The following is a 17,921-nucleotide window of genomic DNA, read 5'->3' as shown; positions in this document are numbered from 1 at the left end:
GGTGATCAAGGCCCGCCGGCCCCAGGACCCCCGTTTCAGACCCCTAAGACTTACAACCCTGAGAGGGATTGACGCATAGTGCTCGACGTCAACTTCTTCGATGAGCTCCGGATCGGTCTGGCCACCGCTGACGACATCCGTCAGTGGAGCCACGGCGAGGTCAAGAAGCCTGAGACCATCAACTACCGCACCCTCAAGCCCGAAAAGGACGGACTCTTCTGCGAGAAGATCTTCGGTCCGACCCGGGACTGGGAGTGCTACTGCGGCAAGTACAAGCGTGTCCGCTTCAAGGGCATCATCTGTGAGCGCTGTGGCGTCGAGGTCACGCGCGCCAAGGTGCGCCGTGAGCGGATGGGCCACATCGAGCTCGCCGCTCCCGTCACCCACATCTGGTACTTCAAGGGCGTACCGTCGCGGCTGGGCTACCTGCTCGACCTCGCCCCGAAGGACCTCGAGAAGGTCATCTACTTCGCCGCGTACATGATCACGTACGTCGACGAGGAGCGCCGCACCCGCGACCTGCCCTCACTGGAGGCCCACGTCTCCGTCGAGCGCCAGCAGGTCGAGAACCGCCGCGACGCCGACCTCGAAGCCCGCGCCAAGAAGCTCGAGACCGACCTGGCCGAGCTGGAGGCCGAGGGCGCCAAGGCCGACGTGCGCCGCAAGGTGCGCGAGGGCGCCGAGCGTGAGATGAAGCAGCTGCGTGACCGCGCGCAGCGCGAGATCGACCGTCTCGACGAGGTGTGGACCCGCTTCAAGAACCTCAAGGTCCAGGACCTTGAGGGCGACGAGCTCCTCTACCGCGAGCTGCGTGACCGCTTCGGCACGTACTTCGACGGTTCGATGGGTGCCGCGGCGCTGCAGAAGCGCCTGGAGTCCTTCGACCTGGACGAGGAGGCCGAGCGCCTCCGCGAGATCATCCGCACCGGCAAGGGCCAGAAGAAGACCCGTGCGCTCAAGCGCCTCAAGGTCGTCTCCGCGTTCCTGCAGACCAGCAACAGCCCCAAGGGCATGGTGCTCGACTGCGTGCCGGTCATCCCGCCGGACCTGCGTCCGATGGTGCAGCTGGACGGTGGCCGCTTCGCGACCTCCGACCTGAACGACCTGTACCGCCGCGTGATCAACCGCAACAACCGTCTGAAGCGACTCCTTGACCTCGGTGCCCCCGAGATCATCGTGAACAACGAGAAGCGCATGCTTCAGGAGGCCGTCGACGCGCTCTTCGACAACGGCCGTCGTGGTCGCCCCGTCACGGGCCCCGGCAACCGTCCGCTGAAGTCCCTCAGCGACATGCTGAAGGGCAAGCAGGGTCGATTCCGTCAGAACCTGCTCGGCAAGCGTGTGGACTACTCCGCGCGTTCCGTGATCGTCGTCGGTCCGCAGCTGAAGCTGCACCAGTGTGGTCTGCCCAAGGCCATGGCGCTGGAGCTCTTCAAGCCGTTCGTGATGAAGCGCCTGGTCGACCTGAACCACGCGCAGAACATCAAGAGCGCCAAGCGGATGGTCGAGCGCGGCCGCACGGTCGTGTACGACGTCCTCGAAGAGGTCATCGCCGAGCACCCGGTTCTGCTGAACCGTGCGCCCACGCTGCACCGCCTCGGCATCCAGGCCTTCGAGCCGCAGCTCGTCGAGGGCAAGGCCATCCAGATCCACCCGCTCGTCTGCACCGCGTTCAACGCGGACTTCGACGGTGACCAGATGGCCGTGCACCTGCCGCTCTCCGCGGAGGCGCAGGCCGAGGCCCGCATCCTGATGCTGTCCTCGAACAACATCCTCAAGCCGGCCGACGGCCGCCCGGTCACGATGCCGACCCAGGACATGGTCCTCGGTCTGTTCTTCCTGACCACCGACGGCGACCTGCGGAACGTGAAGGGCGAGGACCGCTCCTTCGCGTCCGTGGCCGAGGCGATCATGGCGTTCGACGCCGGCGAGCTCTCGCTCCAGTCGCAGGTGGACATCCGCTTCCCGGTGGGCACCATCCCGCCGCGCGGCTGGACCCCGCCGGCGCAGGAGGAGGGCGACCCGGAGTGGCAGCAGGGTGACACCTTCCGCCTGCGGACGACCCTGGGCCGCGCGCTCTTCAACGAGCTGCTGCCCGAGGACTACCCGTTCGTCGACTACGAGGTCGGCAAGAAGCAGCTCTCCGAGATCGTCAACGACCTCGCCGAGCGCTACCCCAAGGTCATCGTGGCGGCGACGCTCGACAACCTGAAGGCGTCGGGCTTCTTCTGGGCGACCCGTTCCGGCGTCACCGTGGCCATCTCCGACATCGTCGTTCCGGATGCGAAGCGCGCGATCGTCAAGGGCTACGAGGACCTGGACGAGAAGGTCCAGAAGCAGTACGAGCGTGGTCTGATCACCAAGGAAGAGCGCACGCAGGAGCTCATCGCGATCTGGACCAAGGCGACCAACGAGGTCGCCGAGGCGATGAACGCGAACTTCCCGAAGACCAACCCGGTCTCGATGATGGTGAACTCGGGCGCCCGAGGCAACATGATGCAGATGCGTCAGATCGCCGGTATGCGTGGTCTGGTGTCCAACGCCAAGAACGAGACGATCCCGCGTCCCATCAAGGCGTCCTTCCGTGAAGGTCTGTCCGTGCTGGAGTACTTCATCTCCACCCACGGTGCCCGTAAGGGTCTGGCCGACACCGCTCTGCGTACCGCCGACTCGGGTTACCTCACCCGTCGTCTGGTCGACGTCTCCCAGGACGTCATCATCCGCGAGGAGGACTGCGGCACCGACCGTGGTCTGCGTCTGGCCATCGCCGAGCGTGGCGAGGACGGCGTGCTGCGCAAGACGGAGAACGTCGAGACCAGCGTGTACGCACGTGCGCTGGCCGAGGACATCACCGTCGACGGCAAGGTGCTGGCCCCGGCCAACACCGACCTCGGCGACGTCCTCATCGACGAGCTCGTCAAGCACGGCATCGAGGAGGTCAAGACCCGTTCGGTCCTGACCTGTGAGTCCGCCGTCGGCACCTGCGCCATGTGCTACGGCCGCTCGCTGGCCACCGGCAAGCTGGTCGACATCGGTGAGGCGGTCGGCATCATCGCCGCCCAGTCCATCGGTGAGCCCGGTACCCAGCTGACGATGCGTACCTTCCACACCGGTGGTGTGGCCGGTGACGACATCACCCAGGGTCTGCCCCGTGTCGTCGAGCTCTTCGAGGCTCGTACGCCGAAGGGTGTCGCCCCGATCTCCGAGGCCTCCGGCCGCGTGCGGATCGAGGAGACCGAGAAGACCAAGAAGCTCGTCGTCACCCCGGACGACGGCAGCGACGAGACGGCGTTCCCGATCTCGAAGCGCGCCCGTCTCCTGGTGTCCGAGGGCGAGCACGTCGAGGTGGGCCAGAAGCTCACCGTGGGTGCCACCAACCCGCACGACGTGCTGCGCATCCTGGGTCAGCGTGCCGTCCAGGTCCACCTGGTCGGCGAGGTCCAGAAGGTCTACAACTCGCAGGGTGTGTCGATCCACGACAAGCACATCGAGATCATCATCCGGCAGATGCTGCGCCGCGTGACGATCATCGAGTCGGGCGACGCGGAGCTGCTGCCCGGCGAGCTGGTCGAGCGTTCGAAGTTCGAGACCGAGAACCGTCGTGTGGTCACCGAGGGCGGTCACCCCGCCTCCGGCCGTCCGCAGCTGATGGGTATCACGAAGGCCTCGCTGGCGACGGAATCCTGGCTGTCGGCCGCCTCCTTCCAGGAGACGACCCGAGTTCTGACGGACGCGGCGATCAACGCCAAGTCCGACAGCCTCATCGGCCTCAAGGAGAACGTCATCATCGGTAAGCTCATCCCGGCCGGTACGGGTCTGTCCCGCTACCGCAACATCCGGGTCGAGCCGACCGAGGAGGCCAAGGCCGCGATGTACTCGGCCGTCGGCTACGACGACATCGACTACTCGCCGTTCGGCACCGGCTCCGGCCAGGCCGTCCCGCTGGAGGACTACGACTACGGTCCGTACAACCAGTGAGCGGCTGCCGGTAGGCGCTAGCTAGTACGAAGGGCGGTCATCCCCGTTTGGGGGTGACCGCCCTTCGGCGTTCCCGGTCTCCGTTCCCGGCTTCCCGTTTCCGGTCTCAGCGCGGGAGCTGGAGGTACGGCTCCAGGGCACGCAGCCGGGTGTAGTTGTCGGGGTGGCTGGACAGCAGCCTGGCGAGGCCGCTGGGCTCGTGGAGCTTCTTTCCCTGGCTCACGGCGGCCGCCTTCGCCGCGTCCTCCTCCGCCTGGAAGTGGTGCAGGACCTCGGCCATCTCGCGCCCGAAGCCGAGGGCGGCGGACTGCTGGTCGGCGCGCAGTTCCCCGAGGCGGCCGGCCCAGGCGAGGAGGTAGGGCGCGACCATGAGGGGGATGGTGATGTACCAGGCGACGAGGAACCCGGCGACGACGAACATCCCCATGAAGAGGATCAGCAGCCCGGTCGCGGCCGCGGAGAAGACCCCGGCGACGGCGAGCGCGATCCGGGCCATCCCGCGGGTGAAGGCCCAGGCGAGCCGGCCGGGCAGCGAGTACCAGTAGCCGAGGAGTCCGGCCCAGGCGTGACCGCCGGTGTGGTGGCCGAGTTCATGGGCGAGTACGGCGGCGAGGTTGCTGCTGGGGATCCGGTTGAGGGAGTAGGTGGTGACGCCGACGACGTGGCCGGCGACCGCGACCGCGTTCAGGTCGTCGCTGTTCTCCACCATCAGCTCGTAGGTGTTCGCCTCGATGCCGGCCCGGGCGGTGACCTCGCGCCAGATCGGCTCCAGCCGGGCGCGTTCCTCGGCCAGCGGCGTCCGCAGTTTGAGCACGTGCCGGGCGAAGCGGAGTTCGGTGGGCCGGTGGAAGACGAGGGCTCCGGAGGCCACCCAGGCCACGATGACCAGCCAGCCGACGACCGTGCCGAATATCCCCAGCGCGAGGGCCGACACCACGGCGAGGCTCACCAGCGCCCCCGGGATCTGGGTGGCGAGCTGTCCGATGGCGGTGGCGTCGGCGCCGCGCTGATGGCCCGCGAGATGGACGCGTGAGCCCTCATGGCGGTAGTCGAGATCGTCGGGCGCGACGGCCTGCCGCGGGACGAACGGCCGCGGCTGTGGCTGCGCCCCCGCGAACCGCGGGTCGCCCCCCGGGCTCCCGGGGAACTGGGGTGGCGCCGGGCTTCCGGCCGCCGCTCCCGGGTACTGCGGGCCGGGTCCGCCGGTGCCGGGGGCTCCCGGATAGGGACTGCCGGGGTACTGGGGCACGGGGCCCCCGCCTCCGGGGTATTGGGGTGCCGGGCTCCCGCCTCCGGGGTACTGGGGTGCCGGGCTCCCGGCTCCTGCCCCCGGGTACTGGGGTGGTGCCGGGCTTCCGGCCGCCGCTCCCGGGTACTGCGGGCCCGGTCCACCGGGGCCGGGGGCTCCCGGGTACTGAGGGGGGTGCCCTGTCGTCGCGCCCGTGCCCGGGTACTGGGGTGCCGGTCCGCCGGGGTACTGCGGCGGGGGAGCGGAGGCCACCGGGTACTCCGGTGGCGGGGTCGCGGCGCCCGGGTACGGGGTTCCTGGGTACGGGCTTCCTGGATACGGGGTTCCCGGGTACGGGGGCTCGTGGGCCGGGCCTGGAGGCTGGGACATGACGGCTCCTTCGGTGTGGCTGGTGGCTGTGCGGGGACGCCGGCCGGTGGGCGGGGCGGCCGACGGCGCCTCTGCGGGCGTGGTCAGGCGGGCCCGTCCTCCGCAACGGCGTCCGGCGGCACGGCGGCTCGCGGGTCGTCGGGGCGGCCGGGCAGGGGAGGTACGGCCGGCGCCGGTCCCGCGGTGGCGTAGGGCGTCGCGGCGGGCGGTTCGTACGCTGCTCGGCCGTCGGGCCCCCCGGCGTACGGAGTCCGGCCTCCCGCGTGCGGAGGCTGGGCCGTGTACGGCGGCTGTCCGGCCGTGTCGCCGGTGTACGGAGGCTGGGCTGCGTATGGCGGCTGTCCGGCCGTGTCGCCGGTGTGCGGAGGCTGGGCTGCGTATGGCGGCTGTCCGGCCGTGTCGCCGGTGTGCGGAGGCTGGGCCGTGTACGGCGGCTGTCCGGCCGTGTCGCCGGTGTGCGGAGGCTGGGCCGTGTACGGCGGCTGTCCGGCCGTGTCGCCCGTGTACGGCGGCTGTCCGGCGTACGGCGGAGGGCCTTCCGCGTACGGGGTCTGCGGCTGCCCGGTGTACGGGGGCGGGCCGCCGGCGTACGGAGCGTGCCCGCCGTACGGCGGCTGTCCCGCGTACGGGGGCCGGGGGGACGGGCCGGGGTGCGGGGACTGGCCCGGATAAGGCGGCTGGGGCGGTGTCTGAGGCTGTCCCGGCGTCGACCCGGCGGGCAGTGCCCCCTGGCCGTCCCGCGGCGCCGGAGGCGTCTGCTGTTGGATCAGCTCGTCGACGGCCCGCAGGGTCGAGCGCGCCGACTCCGCCTTCTGGAAGTCCTCCAGGCTGTCCCCGGCGAGGACCTGGAGCTGCCCCCTGATGATGGACAACTGGTCCTTCTGGATGGACCCGACGACCATCTTGGTGTCCTCGGGGTGCTGGGACAGATGCAGGGCCCAGGCCGCGACGCCTCCGTGCTGGAGGTGGTACTGGTAGAAGTTGATCTTCTCGGCGATCAGATGGTGGTCCTGCTGCTGGCGCAGCATCTCCAGCTCGTGCTGCTGCCGGGCCGCCCGGAGCCGGTACTCGTGCTCGGGGTCGAGCATGTCGGACTCGTAGCGCAGGCTCCGCTGCCGTCGCCGGTGCGCGATGGCCTCGTCGTCCAGCCGCAGCCGTACGGCACAGGTCACGGCCAGCCCGATGCCCGCGGCGAAACCGCCCCCCTCCACGGCCCGCTGGACCGCGCGCTCGGCGGCCGGACTGTCCTCGATGGAGAAGGCCCGGCTCACCGGCCGCGCGAGCTGGTGCAGTTCGCGGGTGAGCCGTGTCGGCACGTCGCGCTCACCGCTCGCCACGTACGCGATCGGGTCCGCGACGCGCCAGGTCAGGTCGGCCGTGGCGCCGAAGGAGAACGCGTCGTCGTCGCTCGGCATCTCCACGGCGAGCTGGACGGGGTGGCTGCCCATGTCCACCTCGTAGACGGAGGTGTAGCGGCGGGTGGCCGCGTCCGAGCGGCTCGGCCGGTGCGGCGGTGTGTAGACGTCGTAGGTGCCCTTCGCGGTGACGAACACCAGCGCGTGGTCGATCGCGGTGACCGCACGGCGGACGGTGTAGTCGAAGCGCGCGATGGGCCGCACGGTGAGCACCGGGTCGATGAGCGTGGTGTGCCGGTTGGCGTTCTGCTGCCACTCCGGCTGACGGCGGAACTCCGCCATGGTTCAACTCCTCGATGGATCTCTCGATGGATCTGGGGTGGAGGGGATCAGAAGGCCGAGCAGCCGGTCGGCCACGGGTGAGCGCGCGCCGCCGTCCTGGGCGGGCAGGCCGGCCAGTTCGTGGCTCAGCCGCTTGCGGTCGTCCGCCGTGGCGATCAGCGCGGGCAGCAGCAGCTCCAGGGCCTGCGCGACGTCCGCGCGGCGCTCGGCCAGCCGTACCCAGGCGCGCAGGGCGGTCAGGGCGCCACGGGTGTGCCCCCGGTCGCCGAGCGCGGTCCGCCAGAGCGTGGCGAGGTCGCGGGCCGAGTCCATCTCGTACATGCCGGTGTCGGCGTACCACTCGACGAACGCGCCTTCCTCCGCGTTGTCGCAGGAGCGCACGAACGCGGCCAGCGCGAGCGCCCGGACCGAGGCCGTGTCGTGGTGGAGCAGGCGCACCAGTTCGGAGAGCATCTCGCCGCGCCGCGCGCCCACGGACAGCAGCAGGGCCGTCGAGTCGACCAGGTTGTTCGACTCGGTCCTGCTGCTGCCTCCGGCGCGGGCCCGGGCGGCGAGGGCGCTGAGCGCCGGGCCGGCGAGGTCGGGGCGCAGCGGGGTGAGCAGGCCGAAGGCGCGGATCGCGGTCCAGCGGCGGGCCCAGTGGGGGTTCGTGCACCACTGGGTGAGCAGGCGCAGGACGACGGGCGCGTCGAGGAGCTGGGCGAGGGTGAGGGTGTTCGCGGCGGTGACCCGGGGGCCGAAGGCCTTGGACACCGCCCAGCCGTCGATCAGCAGCGCCATCGCCGAGGGCAGGTCGGCGCGGGCCAGCAGCGCGGCGGCCGCGGCGGCCCGGGTCCGGACGACCGGACGGCTGTCGCGGGCCAGCTCCTTCAGCCAGGCGACCAGGGCGGGCCGGGCCGACGGATGGCCCGTCCAGACCTCGCCGAGCAGCACCCGCGGGGTGTTCTCCTTCTTGAAGCGGGCCGTGAACTGCGGCACCGGACCCCAGTCGGTCTCCTCGTCGCGTAACTCGCCCTCGGCCCGTGCCCGCTCCAGCCGGGTTTCGGCGGCGAGTCCGAACACGGGGATCTCGGGCGGCTGCTCGGGATGCTGGTGCCGCTGGAAGTGCACGTACAGCTTGTCGGCGAGTTCGGCGGCGAGCACGTAGGGCGCCTGGTCGAAGACGGCGAGCGAGATGAGGAACGCCTTGTCGCGCAGGGTCGCCTCGGGGTCGCTGAGCCATTCCCGGCACTGCTGCTCGACGGCCGCGTGCCCGAAGTCGGCGAGGCGGGCCGCCGCCTCCTCGCCGCCGTCGTAGCGGGCGACCTCGACGGCGAACCGGGCCACCTCGGCGGGCCGGTGGGCGCCGCGCGCGAGGAAGTCGCGGACGGGGCCGAGGCCGAGCAGACCGGCGCTGTCTCCGGGCTCTTTCCGCAGGTCGGCCAGGTGGGCGCCCAGCACCGCGGCCGCCTCCGGGGGTTCCCAGACGGACGGGTTGACGCCCAGCAGGAACGGGGACTTCTCCAGGGTCACGACGAGATACCCGCCGGTCTTCGCGAGCCGGTCGCGGGCCGCGTACAGGTGGGTGTCGCGCAGCGGGCGGTTGCGGCTCAGCGGCAGGTCGCGCAGGACGTGGCCGCCGGGCGCGGTGAGCTGTCCGGCCAGGGTCGCCGGGCCGGTCTCGGCGGACAGCGCGTGCACGGCGGGCATGCCGAGGCGGTGCAGGAGCATGAGCGCGGCGGCGTAGCGGCCGGTGGAGTGGGCGCCGGCGAGGACGAGGACGCGCTCGTCGCGCAGCCGGGCCAGGGCGGCGGCGAAGGCGGGGCTCTCGACGAAGACCGAGGCGAGCGCGTCGAGGCCCTGCCGGGGGATCTCGCCGGAGGCGTACGCCTGCGACGCGGAGGCCGTCCCGTGGTGGTGGATCTCCGTCTTGCCGCCCAGGAACACGTCACGGGCCGAGCCGCCCGCCGACACCCCGTGCTGGGCCCCGGCGACCAGGCTGCCGCCGAAGGACGCGGCCTCGCTGAAGATGAACCCCGGTGTGTGCGCGACGAGTTCGCGCTGTGCGGCCCGGGCCTCCTGCGGGTCCTCCTCGGGCTCGCCCGCGTCGGTGCCCGCCTCGGGGTCCGGGTGCGGCCCCGGTGTCCACGGCGGGTCCGGCGGTGGTACGTCGTCGAGGCCGCCCCGGTTCGCGGGCGAGGGCACGGTCACGCGGGCTCACCCCCGCTCCGGCCCAGGTGGACGTCCCCGGTGACCTGCCCGCCGGACACTCCGTGCTGGTCCCCCGCGACGAGGCTGCCGCCGAAGCTGGGGGAGCCGCCGCCGAAGTTGAAGACGACGTTGCCGGGCGGCGCGGCGGGCTGTGCGGGCCGCTGCTCGGGCTGCGGGGGCCGAGGGTGCCGCGGTGGCTGTTCGGGCCGCGTGGGCCCGGCCGCCGGTTCCGCCGCCGCCGGTTCCACCCGGGGTACGGAGGGGTCCGCCCACGGCGCCGGGCTCTCCCCCGAGCAGTCCGGCGCCGGGGCTCCCCCTCTTTCACTGGGGCCGTCCGCCCCGTACGGGACCGGGCCGTGCAGCCAGGCCCGCAGGGGTCCGTTCTTGCTGTCCACCGTCACCGCGCGGAAGTCCTGCGCCGGGATGCCCGGGTGGTCGTGGCGCACGATCCCGGAGTGCACGCCCTCGGAGACGCACAGCGCGAAGTCGTCCGGCCGCTCCCGCAGAGCGGCGCGCAGCAGTGCGGCGTCGAGGAGGCGGCAGGCGTGGTTGAGGTCGGAGCCGACCCAGCCGTCGTGCTCGTCGACGGCGACGTATCCGGTGGCCACGACACCGCGCAGCCGGATCTGGGCCGAGCTGGACGCTGTCCGGTTGACCGCTCGGAGCAGGTCGGGCACCTCGGTGAGCAGGGTGCGCAGCAGTGCCGTGACGGAGGCGTTGGCGTCGATCAGCTCCATCACCGAGTCGCCGCGGTCCGCCCGCAGGCGCAGCCGTTCGTCGATGCCTGCGCTCTCCAGCGCGCGGTCCGTGATGTCGTACAGCATCCGGCGCAGGTAGGCCTGCTCCACGTCGTCCCGGTCGCTGTACTTCTCGATGTCCAGCAGGAGGATCGTCCGGCTCACGGGGTCGGTCATGGTCGCCTTTCGGTGGGGGCCTCGCCTGGCAAGCAGCGTGGCGTCACCGGTGGGACGGGTGTGAGGACGGATGTCCCACTCGAAGTGTGACCGTGTGCACAGAAGTGGTCCGTGGTCACGGGGAGTCCCGGCTGCCGGGGGTACGGCGCCGGGCGGGCCGCCGGGGGAGGGGCCGCCGGCGCGTCCCGGTACGGTCTGACGGTTCATCGCCCGGCGATCCTCCGCAGGACGTCCATGCGCAGGATCACCAGCGTCCGCCGGCCCGTCAGTACCGCTTCCCGCTCCCGGAGCTCCTTCAGCAGACGCTGGACCATCTCCCGGGAGGCTCCCACCGAGCCCGCGAGCTCCTGTTTGCTCAGCGGGACGGAGAGTTCGATGCCCCCCTCGGTGCGGTGGCCGTTCGTACGGGCCAGGTCGAGCAGGAGCGCCGCGAAGCGCTCGCGGACGCTCATGGAGGCGAACTCCAGACGGCGGCGGTCGGCGGCGCGGGTGCGGTCGGAGGTGAGGCCGAGGAGGGCGAAGGAGACCGCGGGGGAGCGGGCGAGGAAGTCCCGGAACTGTTCGCGTACGAGCGCGACCGTGCGGACCGGTTCCAGGGCCGTCACCGTCGCGGAGCGCGGCCGGCCGGTGAGCGCGGCGGACTCCCCGACGATGTCCCCGGGGCCGCGCAGCGCGAGCAGCGCCTCGTAGCCGTTGGCGGCGGCGGCCGTCACCTTCGTCCAGCCGTGCGTCACGATCAGCACGTGCGAGGAGGGTTCGCTCTGACGCAGGAGCACCGTCCGGGGCATGAAGGACAGCTCGTGCCCGAGAGACAGCAGTGCGGAGCGGTCCTCGCCCTCCAGACGTGCCAGGAACGGCACCCGGTCGTCCAGGCTCTCGTCCCCGGCTATGGGCGCAGCCGCCATGAGTCCATCCCCCGTCCCCCGATCGGCCCCGTGGCCGACGCACAGTGACCGGTGCGCGGCAACGGGTCAACGTACTCACCCAGTGTGTGCGGTGCGAACCGAATCGGGGACTTTCATCGCGGAACCGGTGACAAGCTGCGCCAAGTGTGAAGTGCCCCGAGAATGGATCGGGAGAAGTCCGGCGTGTCGGGCACCACGGCATTTGTTTTGACCGAAGTCCGTGAGGTAGGTACGCTCTTACCTTGTGCCTGGGGTGTGCCCTGGCTCCCGTGCGTGCCTTCAGACCGCAAGGGAAGCCGTAAGCGGCCACCGCAATCTGCGCCTTTTTCGCCTCACGGCGAGGGTCCGCAGTGTTCGACACACCCGACCGCGTGGGTCGGTGGCGTTCCAGGTTAGCTTCACCATTCGGCACACAGAAACCGGAGAAGTAGTGCCTACGATCCAGCAGCTGGTCCGGAAGGGCCGGCAGGACAAGGTCGAGAAGAACAAGACGCCCGCACTCGAGGGTTCGCCCCAGCGTCGCGGCGTCTGCACGCGTGTGTTCACGACCACCCCGAAGAAGCCGAACTCGGCCCTGCGTAAGGTCGCGCGTGTGCGTCTGACCAGCGGGATCGAGGTCACGGCTTACATTCCGGGTGAGGGACACAACCTGCAGGAGCACTCCATCGTGCTCGTGCGCGGCGGCCGTGTGAAGGACCTGCCTGGTGTTCGTTACAAGATCATCCGCGGTTCTCTTGACACCCAGGGTGTCAAGAACCGCAAGCAGGCCCGCAGCCGCTACGGCGCCAAGAAGGAGAAGTAGAAATGCCTCGTAAGGGCCCCGCCCCGAAGCGCCCGGTCATCATCGACCCGGTCTACGGTTCCCCTCTGGTGACCTCCCTCATCAACAAGGTGCTGCTGAACGGCAAGCGCTCCACCGCCGAGCGCATCGTCTACGGCGCCATGGAGGGTCTGCGTGAGAAGACGGGCAACGACCCGATCATCACGCTGAAGCGCGCGCTTGAGAACATCAAGCCGACCCTCGAAGTCAAGTCCCGCCGTGTCGGTGGTGCGACGTACCAGGTTCCGATCGAGGTCAAGCCCGGTCGTGCCAACACGCTCGCGCTGCGCTGGCTCGTCGGTTACTCCCGCGCCCGCCGCGAGAAGACGATGACCGAGCGTCTGCTCAACGAGCTTCTCGACGCCTCCAACGGCCTTGGTGCCGCTGTGAAGAAGCGCGAGGACACCCACAAGATGGCCGAGTCCAACAAGGCCTTCGCGCACTACCGCTGGTAGTCGCTACCCACATCGAGACCGAGAGAAGACTGAAGCCTTATGGCTACCACTTCACTTGACCTGGCCAGGGTCCGCAACATCGGGATCATGGCTCACATCGACGCGGGCAAGACGACCACCACCGAGCGGATCCTCTTCTACACCGGCGTCAGCTACAAGATCGGTGAAGTCCACGACGGCGCCGCCACGATGGACTGGATGGAGCAGGAGCAGGAGCGTGGCATCACGATCACCTCTGCTGCCACCACCTGTCACTGGCCGCTTGAGGACAACGACTACACGATCAACATCATCGACACCCCGGGGCACGTCGACTTCACGGTCGAGGTGGAGCGTTCGCTCCGCGTCCTCGACGGTGCCGTCACGGTGTTCGACGGTGTCGCCGGTGTCGAGCCGCAGTCCGAGACGGTGTGGCGTCAGGCCGACCGTTACGGCGTGCCGCGCATCTGCTTCGTGAACAAGCTGGACCGCACCGGCGCCGAGTTCCACCGCTGCGTGGACATGATCAAGGACCGCCTCGGCGCCGTCCCGATCATCATGCAGCTCCCGATCGGTGCCGAGATGGACTTCAAGGGCGTTGTGGACCTGGTCCGCATGAAGGCGCTCGTGTGGTCGGCCGAGGCCGCCAAGGGCGAGATGTACGACGTCGTCGACATCCCGGCCACGCACGCCGAGGCTGCCGAGGAGTACCGCGGCAAGCTCGTCGAGACCGTCGCGGAGCACGACGACGAGATCATGGAGCTGTTCCTGGAGGGCCAGGAGCCCACCGAGGAGCAGCTGTACGCCGCGATCCGTCGCGTCACCATCGCGTCCGGCAAGTCCGAGGGCGTCACGGTCACCCCGGTGTTCTGTGGCACCGCGTTCAAGAACAAGGGCGTTCAGCCCCTGCTCGACGCGGTCGTGCGCTACCTGCCGACTCCGCTTGACGTCGAGGCCATCGAGGGCCACGACGTGAAGGACCCGGAGCTGGTCGTCAAGCGCAAGCCGTCCGTGGACGAGCCGCTGTCCGCGCTCGCGTTCAAGATCATGAGCGACCCGCACCTGGGCAAGCTCACCTTCGTCCGGGTCTACTCGGGCCGCCTGGAGACTGGCACCGCGGTGCTGAACTCCGTCAAGGGCAAGAAGGAGCGCATCGGCAAGATCTACCGCATGCACGCGAACAAGCGTGAGGAGATCGAGGCGGTGGGCGCCGGCGACATCGTCGCCGTGATGGGTCTGAAGCAGACCACGACCGGTGAGACGCTCTGTGATGACAAGAACCCGGTGATCCTGGAGTCCATGGACTTCCCGGCGCCGGTCATCCAGGTCGCCATCGAGCCCAAGTCCAAGGGTGACCAGGAGAAGCTGGGTGTCGCCATCCAGCGTCTCGCGGAGGAGGACCCCTCCTTCCACGTTCACTCGGACGAGGAGACCGGCCAGACCATCCTCGGCGGTATGGGCGAGCTGCACCTCGAGGTGCTGGTCGACCGTATGAAGCGTGAGTTCAGGGTCGAGGCCAACGTCGGCAAGCCGCAGGTCGCCTACCGTGAGACGATCCGCAAGACCGTCGAGCGTCACGACTTCACCCACAAGAAGCAGACCGGTGGTACCGGTCAGTTCGCCAAGGTGCAGATCGCGATCGAGCCCATCACCGAGACCGATGGTCCGGCGTACGAGTTCGTGAACAAGGTCACCGGTGGCCGTATCCCGCGGGAGTACATCCCGTCGGTGGACGCCGGTGCGCAGGAGGCCATGCAGTTCGGCATCCTGGCCGGCTACGAGATGACGGGCGTCCGCGTCATTCTTCTCGACGGTGGCTACCACGAGGTCGACTCCTCCGAGCTCGCGTTCAAGATCGCCGGTTCGCAGGCGTTCAAGGAAGCCGCGCGCAAGGCTTCCCCCGTGCTCCTCGAGCCGATGATGGCCGTCGAGGTCACCACGCCCGAGGAGTCGATGGGCGATGTCATCGGCGACCTCAACTCCCGCCGTGGCCAGATCCAGGCCATGGAGGAGCGCAGCGGCGCTCGCGTCGTGAAGGGCCTCGTGCCCCTCTCGGAGATGTTCGGCTATGTCGGAGACCTCCGCAGCAAGACGTCGGGTCGCGCCAGCTACTCGATGCAGTTCGACTCCTACGCCGAGGTTCCCAGGAACGTCGCCGAGGAGATCATCGCGAAGGCCAAGGGCGAGTAACACACCCCGTTTACACGCTTTAGGCTTGACACCGACCGCCGGGGCTCACCCGGAAGGGAAAACCCCGGCGGGCGGCATCCCAGCAAAGATCACCTGGCGCCGATGAGTAAGGCGTACCAGAACCACTCCGCAGGAGGACCCCAGTGGCGAAGGCAAAGTTCGAGCGGACTAAGCCGCACGTCAACATCGGCACCATCGGTCACATCGACCACGGTAAGACGACCCTCACGGCCGCCATTACCAAGGTGCTGCACGACGCGTACCCGGACCTGAACGAGGCCTCGGCCTTCGACCAGATCGACAAGGCTCCCGAGGAGCGCCAGCGCGGTATCACGATCTCGATCGCGCACGTCGAGTACCAGACGGAGGGCCGTCACTACGCCCACGTCGACTGCCCCGGTCACGCGGACTACATCAAGAACATGATCACGGGTGCGGCGCAGATGGACGGCGCCATCCTCGTCGTCGCCGCGACCGACGGCCCGATGCCGCAGACCAAGGAGCACGTGCTCCTGGCCCGCCAGGTCGGCGTTCCGTACATCGTCGTCGCCCTGAACAAGGCCGACATGGTGGACGACGAGGAGATCCTGGAGCTCGTCGAGCTCGAGGTCCGTGAGCTCCTCTCCGAGTACGAGTTCCCGGGCGACGACCTTCCGGTCGTCAAGGTCTCGGCGCTCAAGGCGCTCGAGGGCGACAAGGAGTGGGGCCAGACCGTTCTGGACCTCATGGCCGCCGTCGACGAGGCCATCCCGACCCCGCCGCGTGACACCGAGAAGCCGTTCCTCATGCCCGTCGAGGACGTCTTCACGATCACCGGTCGCGGTACGGTCGTCACCGGCCGTATCGAGCGTGGTGTCCTGAAGGTCAACGAGACCGTTGACATCATCGGCATCAAGCAGGACAAGACCACGACCACGGTCACCGGCATCGAGATGTTCCGCAAGCTGCTCGACGAGGGCCAGGCCGGTGAGAACGTCGGTCTGCTCCTCCGTGGCATCAAGCGCGAGGACGTCGAGCGCGGCCAGGTCATCATCAAGCCGGGTTCGGTCACGCCGCACACCGAGTTCGAGGCGCAGGCGTACATCCTGTCCAAGGACGAGGGTGGCCGCCACACGCCGTTCTTCAACAACTACCGTCCGCAGTTCTACTTCCGTACGACTGACGTGACCGGTGTTGTGACCCTCCCCGAGGGCACGGAGATGGTCATGCCGGGCGACAACACTGAGATGACCGTTTCGCTCATCCAGCCCGTCGCCATGGAAGAGGGCCTGAAGTTCGCCATCCGTGAGGGTGGCCGGACCGTGGGCGCCGGCCAGGTCATCAAGATCACGAAGTAAGTTGATCTGACCTGGTAGCTCCTTCACGAGCTCCTTGAGAGGGCCCGTACGACTTCGGTCGTACGGGCCCTTTCGCATGCCCGGCTCGTCTCACGGAGCGACCGAATTCGTATACGAAGCTCGAACGCGGTTGCGGAATCACGTCGATCCATCCAGGTAAAACGAATCTTGGCGCGTGTCGAAAGAATCACGTAACGCATCCGTAATTGAGGAGGAAGACTGTAGGGACGGTCTCCCGCTCCCGGGCGGGGGCCCGACCGCTCTGCGCACCGCTGCCGCCGGAACCGACCGGGCGAACCGACCCCGGTCAGCCGTTCCGGCGGCCCTGTATGAAGGGACCCCAGGTGACCCGCCCCGACACGAAGAGCCGTATCGCCTCCTTGCTCGCCGACATCGAGCGGCGCAATCCGGCGCAGCCCGAGTTCCTCCAGGCCGCGCACGAGGTGCTCGAAACGCTGGCTCCGGCCCTCTCGCAGCGTCCGGAGTTCGCGGACGCGGCCCTTGTCGAACGGCTGGTGGAGCCCGAGCGGCAGATCATCTTCCGTGTCCCGTGGCAGGACGACCACGGCAAGGTCCACATCAACCGCGGCTATCGCGTGGAGTTCAACAGCGCGCTCGGCCCGTACAAGGGCGGTCTGCGGTTCCACCCGTCGGTGAACCTCGGCATCGTGAAGTTCCTCGGCTTCGAGCAGATCTTCAAGAACGCCCTGACCGGTCTCGGCATCGGCGGCGGCAAGGGCGGCAGCGACTTCGACCCGCGCGGCAGGTCGGACGACGAGGTCATGCGGTTCTGCCAGTCGTTCATGACGGAGCTGTACCGGCACATCGGCGAGCACACGGACGTGCCGGCGGGCGACATCGGCGTGGGCGGCCGCGAGATCGGCTACCTGTTCGGCCAGTACCGGCGCATCACCAACCGCTGGGAGGCCGGTGTCCTGACCGGCAAGGGCACGCACTGGGGCGGTTCGCTGATCCGGCCCGAGGCGACCGGCTACGGCAACGTTTTGTTCGCCGCCGCCATGCTGCGGGAGCGCGGCGAGGACCTGGAGGGCCAGACCGTGGTCGTCTCCGGCTCCGGCAACGTCGCCACGTACACCATCGAGAAGCTCACCGCGCTCGGTGCCAACCCGGTGACCTGCTCCGACTCGACCGGCTACGTCGTCGACGACAAGGGCATCGACGTCCAGCTGCTCAAGCAGATCAAGGAGGTCGAGCGCGGCCGGGTCGCCGACTACGCGGCGCGGCGCGGCGCCTCGGCGCGGTTCGTCGCGAACGGCAGCGTGTGGGACGTGCCGGGCGATGTCGCGCTGCCCTCGGCCACCCAGAACGAGCTGGACGCGGGCGCGGCGGCCACGCTGATCGGCAACGGCGTCAAGGCGGTCTCCGAGGGCGCCAACATGCCCACCACCCCCGAGGCGGTGCACCTCTTCCAGAAGGCGGGCGTCGCCTTCGGCCCCGGCAAGGCGGCCAACGCGGGCGGTGTCGCGGTCAGCGCGCTGGAGATGAGCCAGAACCACGCCCGCACCTCGTGGTCCCGTGAGCGGGTCGAGGACGAGCTGACCGGCATCATGAACAACATTCACGCCATCTGCCACGAGACCGCCGAGCGCTACGGCGTCCCGGGCGACTACGTCAGCGGCGCGAACATCGCGGGCTTCGAGCGGGTCGCGGGCGCGATGCTGGAGCAGGGTCTGATCTGACCCGGCCGCGTCATCCGCCGGACCGGACTCCGGGAAGGGGGGGGTCGAGGCGGCGCGCGCCGTCACGCCCAAACCCGGGGCGCCGGGCGGCGCCGCGGAAGTGGCAGTGGTTGAGGCGGAGCAAAACACTCGCGCACA

At 69.5% G+C, this 17,921-nt stretch carries 11 protein-coding genes; 6 read left to right on the top strand and 5 right to left on the bottom strand.

Features of this window, described 5'->3' with window-relative positions; all coding sequences use genetic code 11:
* The first annotated feature begins 78 nt into the window (after nucleotides 1–78).
* Nucleotides 79–3,978: a DNA-directed RNA polymerase subunit beta' gene (locus ACFXGX_RS14590; protein WP_384789851.1), complete on the top strand. Its 3,900-nt coding sequence runs from the start codon at nucleotides 79–81 to the stop codon at nucleotides 3,976–3,978.
* Nucleotides 3,979–4,084: 106 nt separating this feature from the next.
* On the opposite strand, the gene ACFXGX_RS14585 is transcribed toward ACFXGX_RS14590, so the two are convergent.
* The 5 genes from ACFXGX_RS14585 to ACFXGX_RS14565 form a co-directional block, all read right to left on the bottom strand.
* On the bottom strand, nucleotides 4,085–5,227 hold the full coding sequence (locus tag ACFXGX_RS14585) for a M48 family metalloprotease (RefSeq protein WP_384789848.1): 1,143 nt from the start codon (nucleotides 5,225–5,227) through the stop codon (nucleotides 4,085–4,087).
* 452 nt (nucleotides 5,228–5,679) lie between these two features.
* On the bottom strand, nucleotides 5,680–7,293 hold the full coding sequence (locus tag ACFXGX_RS14580) for a hypothetical protein (RefSeq protein WP_384789845.1): 1,614 nt from the start codon (nucleotides 7,291–7,293) through the stop codon (nucleotides 5,680–5,682).
* Nucleotides 7,294–7,296: 3 nt separating this feature from the next.
* Nucleotides 7,297–9,483, bottom strand: a complete 2,187-nt coding sequence (locus ACFXGX_RS14575) for a hypothetical protein (protein ID WP_384789842.1) — start codon at nucleotides 9,481–9,483, stop codon at nucleotides 7,297–7,299.
* Nucleotides 9,480–10,397, bottom strand: a complete 918-nt coding sequence (locus ACFXGX_RS14570) for a hypothetical protein (RefSeq protein ID WP_384789840.1) — start codon at nucleotides 10,395–10,397, stop codon at nucleotides 9,480–9,482. The genes ACFXGX_RS14575 and ACFXGX_RS14570 overlap by 4 nt, the downstream gene beginning before the upstream one ends.
* A gap of 203 nt (nucleotides 10,398–10,600) precedes the next feature.
* Nucleotides 10,601–11,302: a Crp/Fnr family transcriptional regulator gene (locus tag ACFXGX_RS14565; protein WP_384789838.1), complete on the bottom strand. Its 702-nt coding sequence runs from the start codon at nucleotides 11,300–11,302 to the stop codon at nucleotides 10,601–10,603.
* 430 nt (nucleotides 11,303–11,732) lie between these two features.
* Here ACFXGX_RS14565 and rpsL point away from each other — a divergent pair, with 430 nt between their 5' ends.
* The 5 genes from rpsL (at nucleotide 11,733) to gdhA (ending at nucleotide 17,783) form a co-directional block, all read left to right on the top strand.
* A complete protein-coding gene (gene rpsL, locus ACFXGX_RS14560; RefSeq protein WP_003948652.1) occupies nucleotides 11,733–12,104 on the top strand; it encodes a 30S ribosomal protein S12 in 372 nt (123 codons plus the stop codon).
* 2 nt (nucleotides 12,105–12,106) lie between these two features.
* Entirely contained in the window at nucleotides 12,107–12,577 is a 471-nt protein-coding gene (rpsG, locus tag ACFXGX_RS14555) for a 30S ribosomal protein S7 (RefSeq protein WP_003992340.1), read from the top strand.
* A 39-nt stretch (nucleotides 12,578–12,616) separates the two neighbouring features.
* A complete protein-coding gene (gene fusA / locus ACFXGX_RS14550; protein ID WP_384789836.1) occupies nucleotides 12,617–14,746 on the top strand; it encodes an elongation factor G in 2,130 nt (709 codons plus the stop codon).
* Nucleotides 14,747–14,889: 143 nt separating this feature from the next.
* The gene (gene tuf / locus ACFXGX_RS14545) at nucleotides 14,890–16,083 is read left to right on the top strand and encodes an elongation factor Tu (RefSeq protein ID WP_328670892.1); all 1,194 of its coding nucleotides are present in this window, start codon (nucleotides 14,890–14,892) and stop codon (nucleotides 16,081–16,083) included.
* A gap of 329 nt (nucleotides 16,084–16,412) precedes the next feature.
* On the top strand, nucleotides 16,413–17,783 hold the full coding sequence (gdhA, locus tag ACFXGX_RS14540; RefSeq protein ID WP_384789834.1) for an NADP-specific glutamate dehydrogenase: 1,371 nt from the start codon (nucleotides 16,413–16,415) through the stop codon (nucleotides 17,781–17,783).
* Nucleotides 17,784–17,921 lie beyond the last annotated feature (138 nt).

Source organism: Streptomyces sp. NPDC059371 (genome assembly GCF_042751995.1).
Taxonomy (GTDB): Bacteria; Actinomycetota; Actinomycetes; order Streptomycetales; family Streptomycetaceae; genus Streptomyces.
The sequence above is the reverse complement of the archived record's forward strand: the minus strand, read 5'-3'. Positions and strand labels throughout refer to the sequence as shown.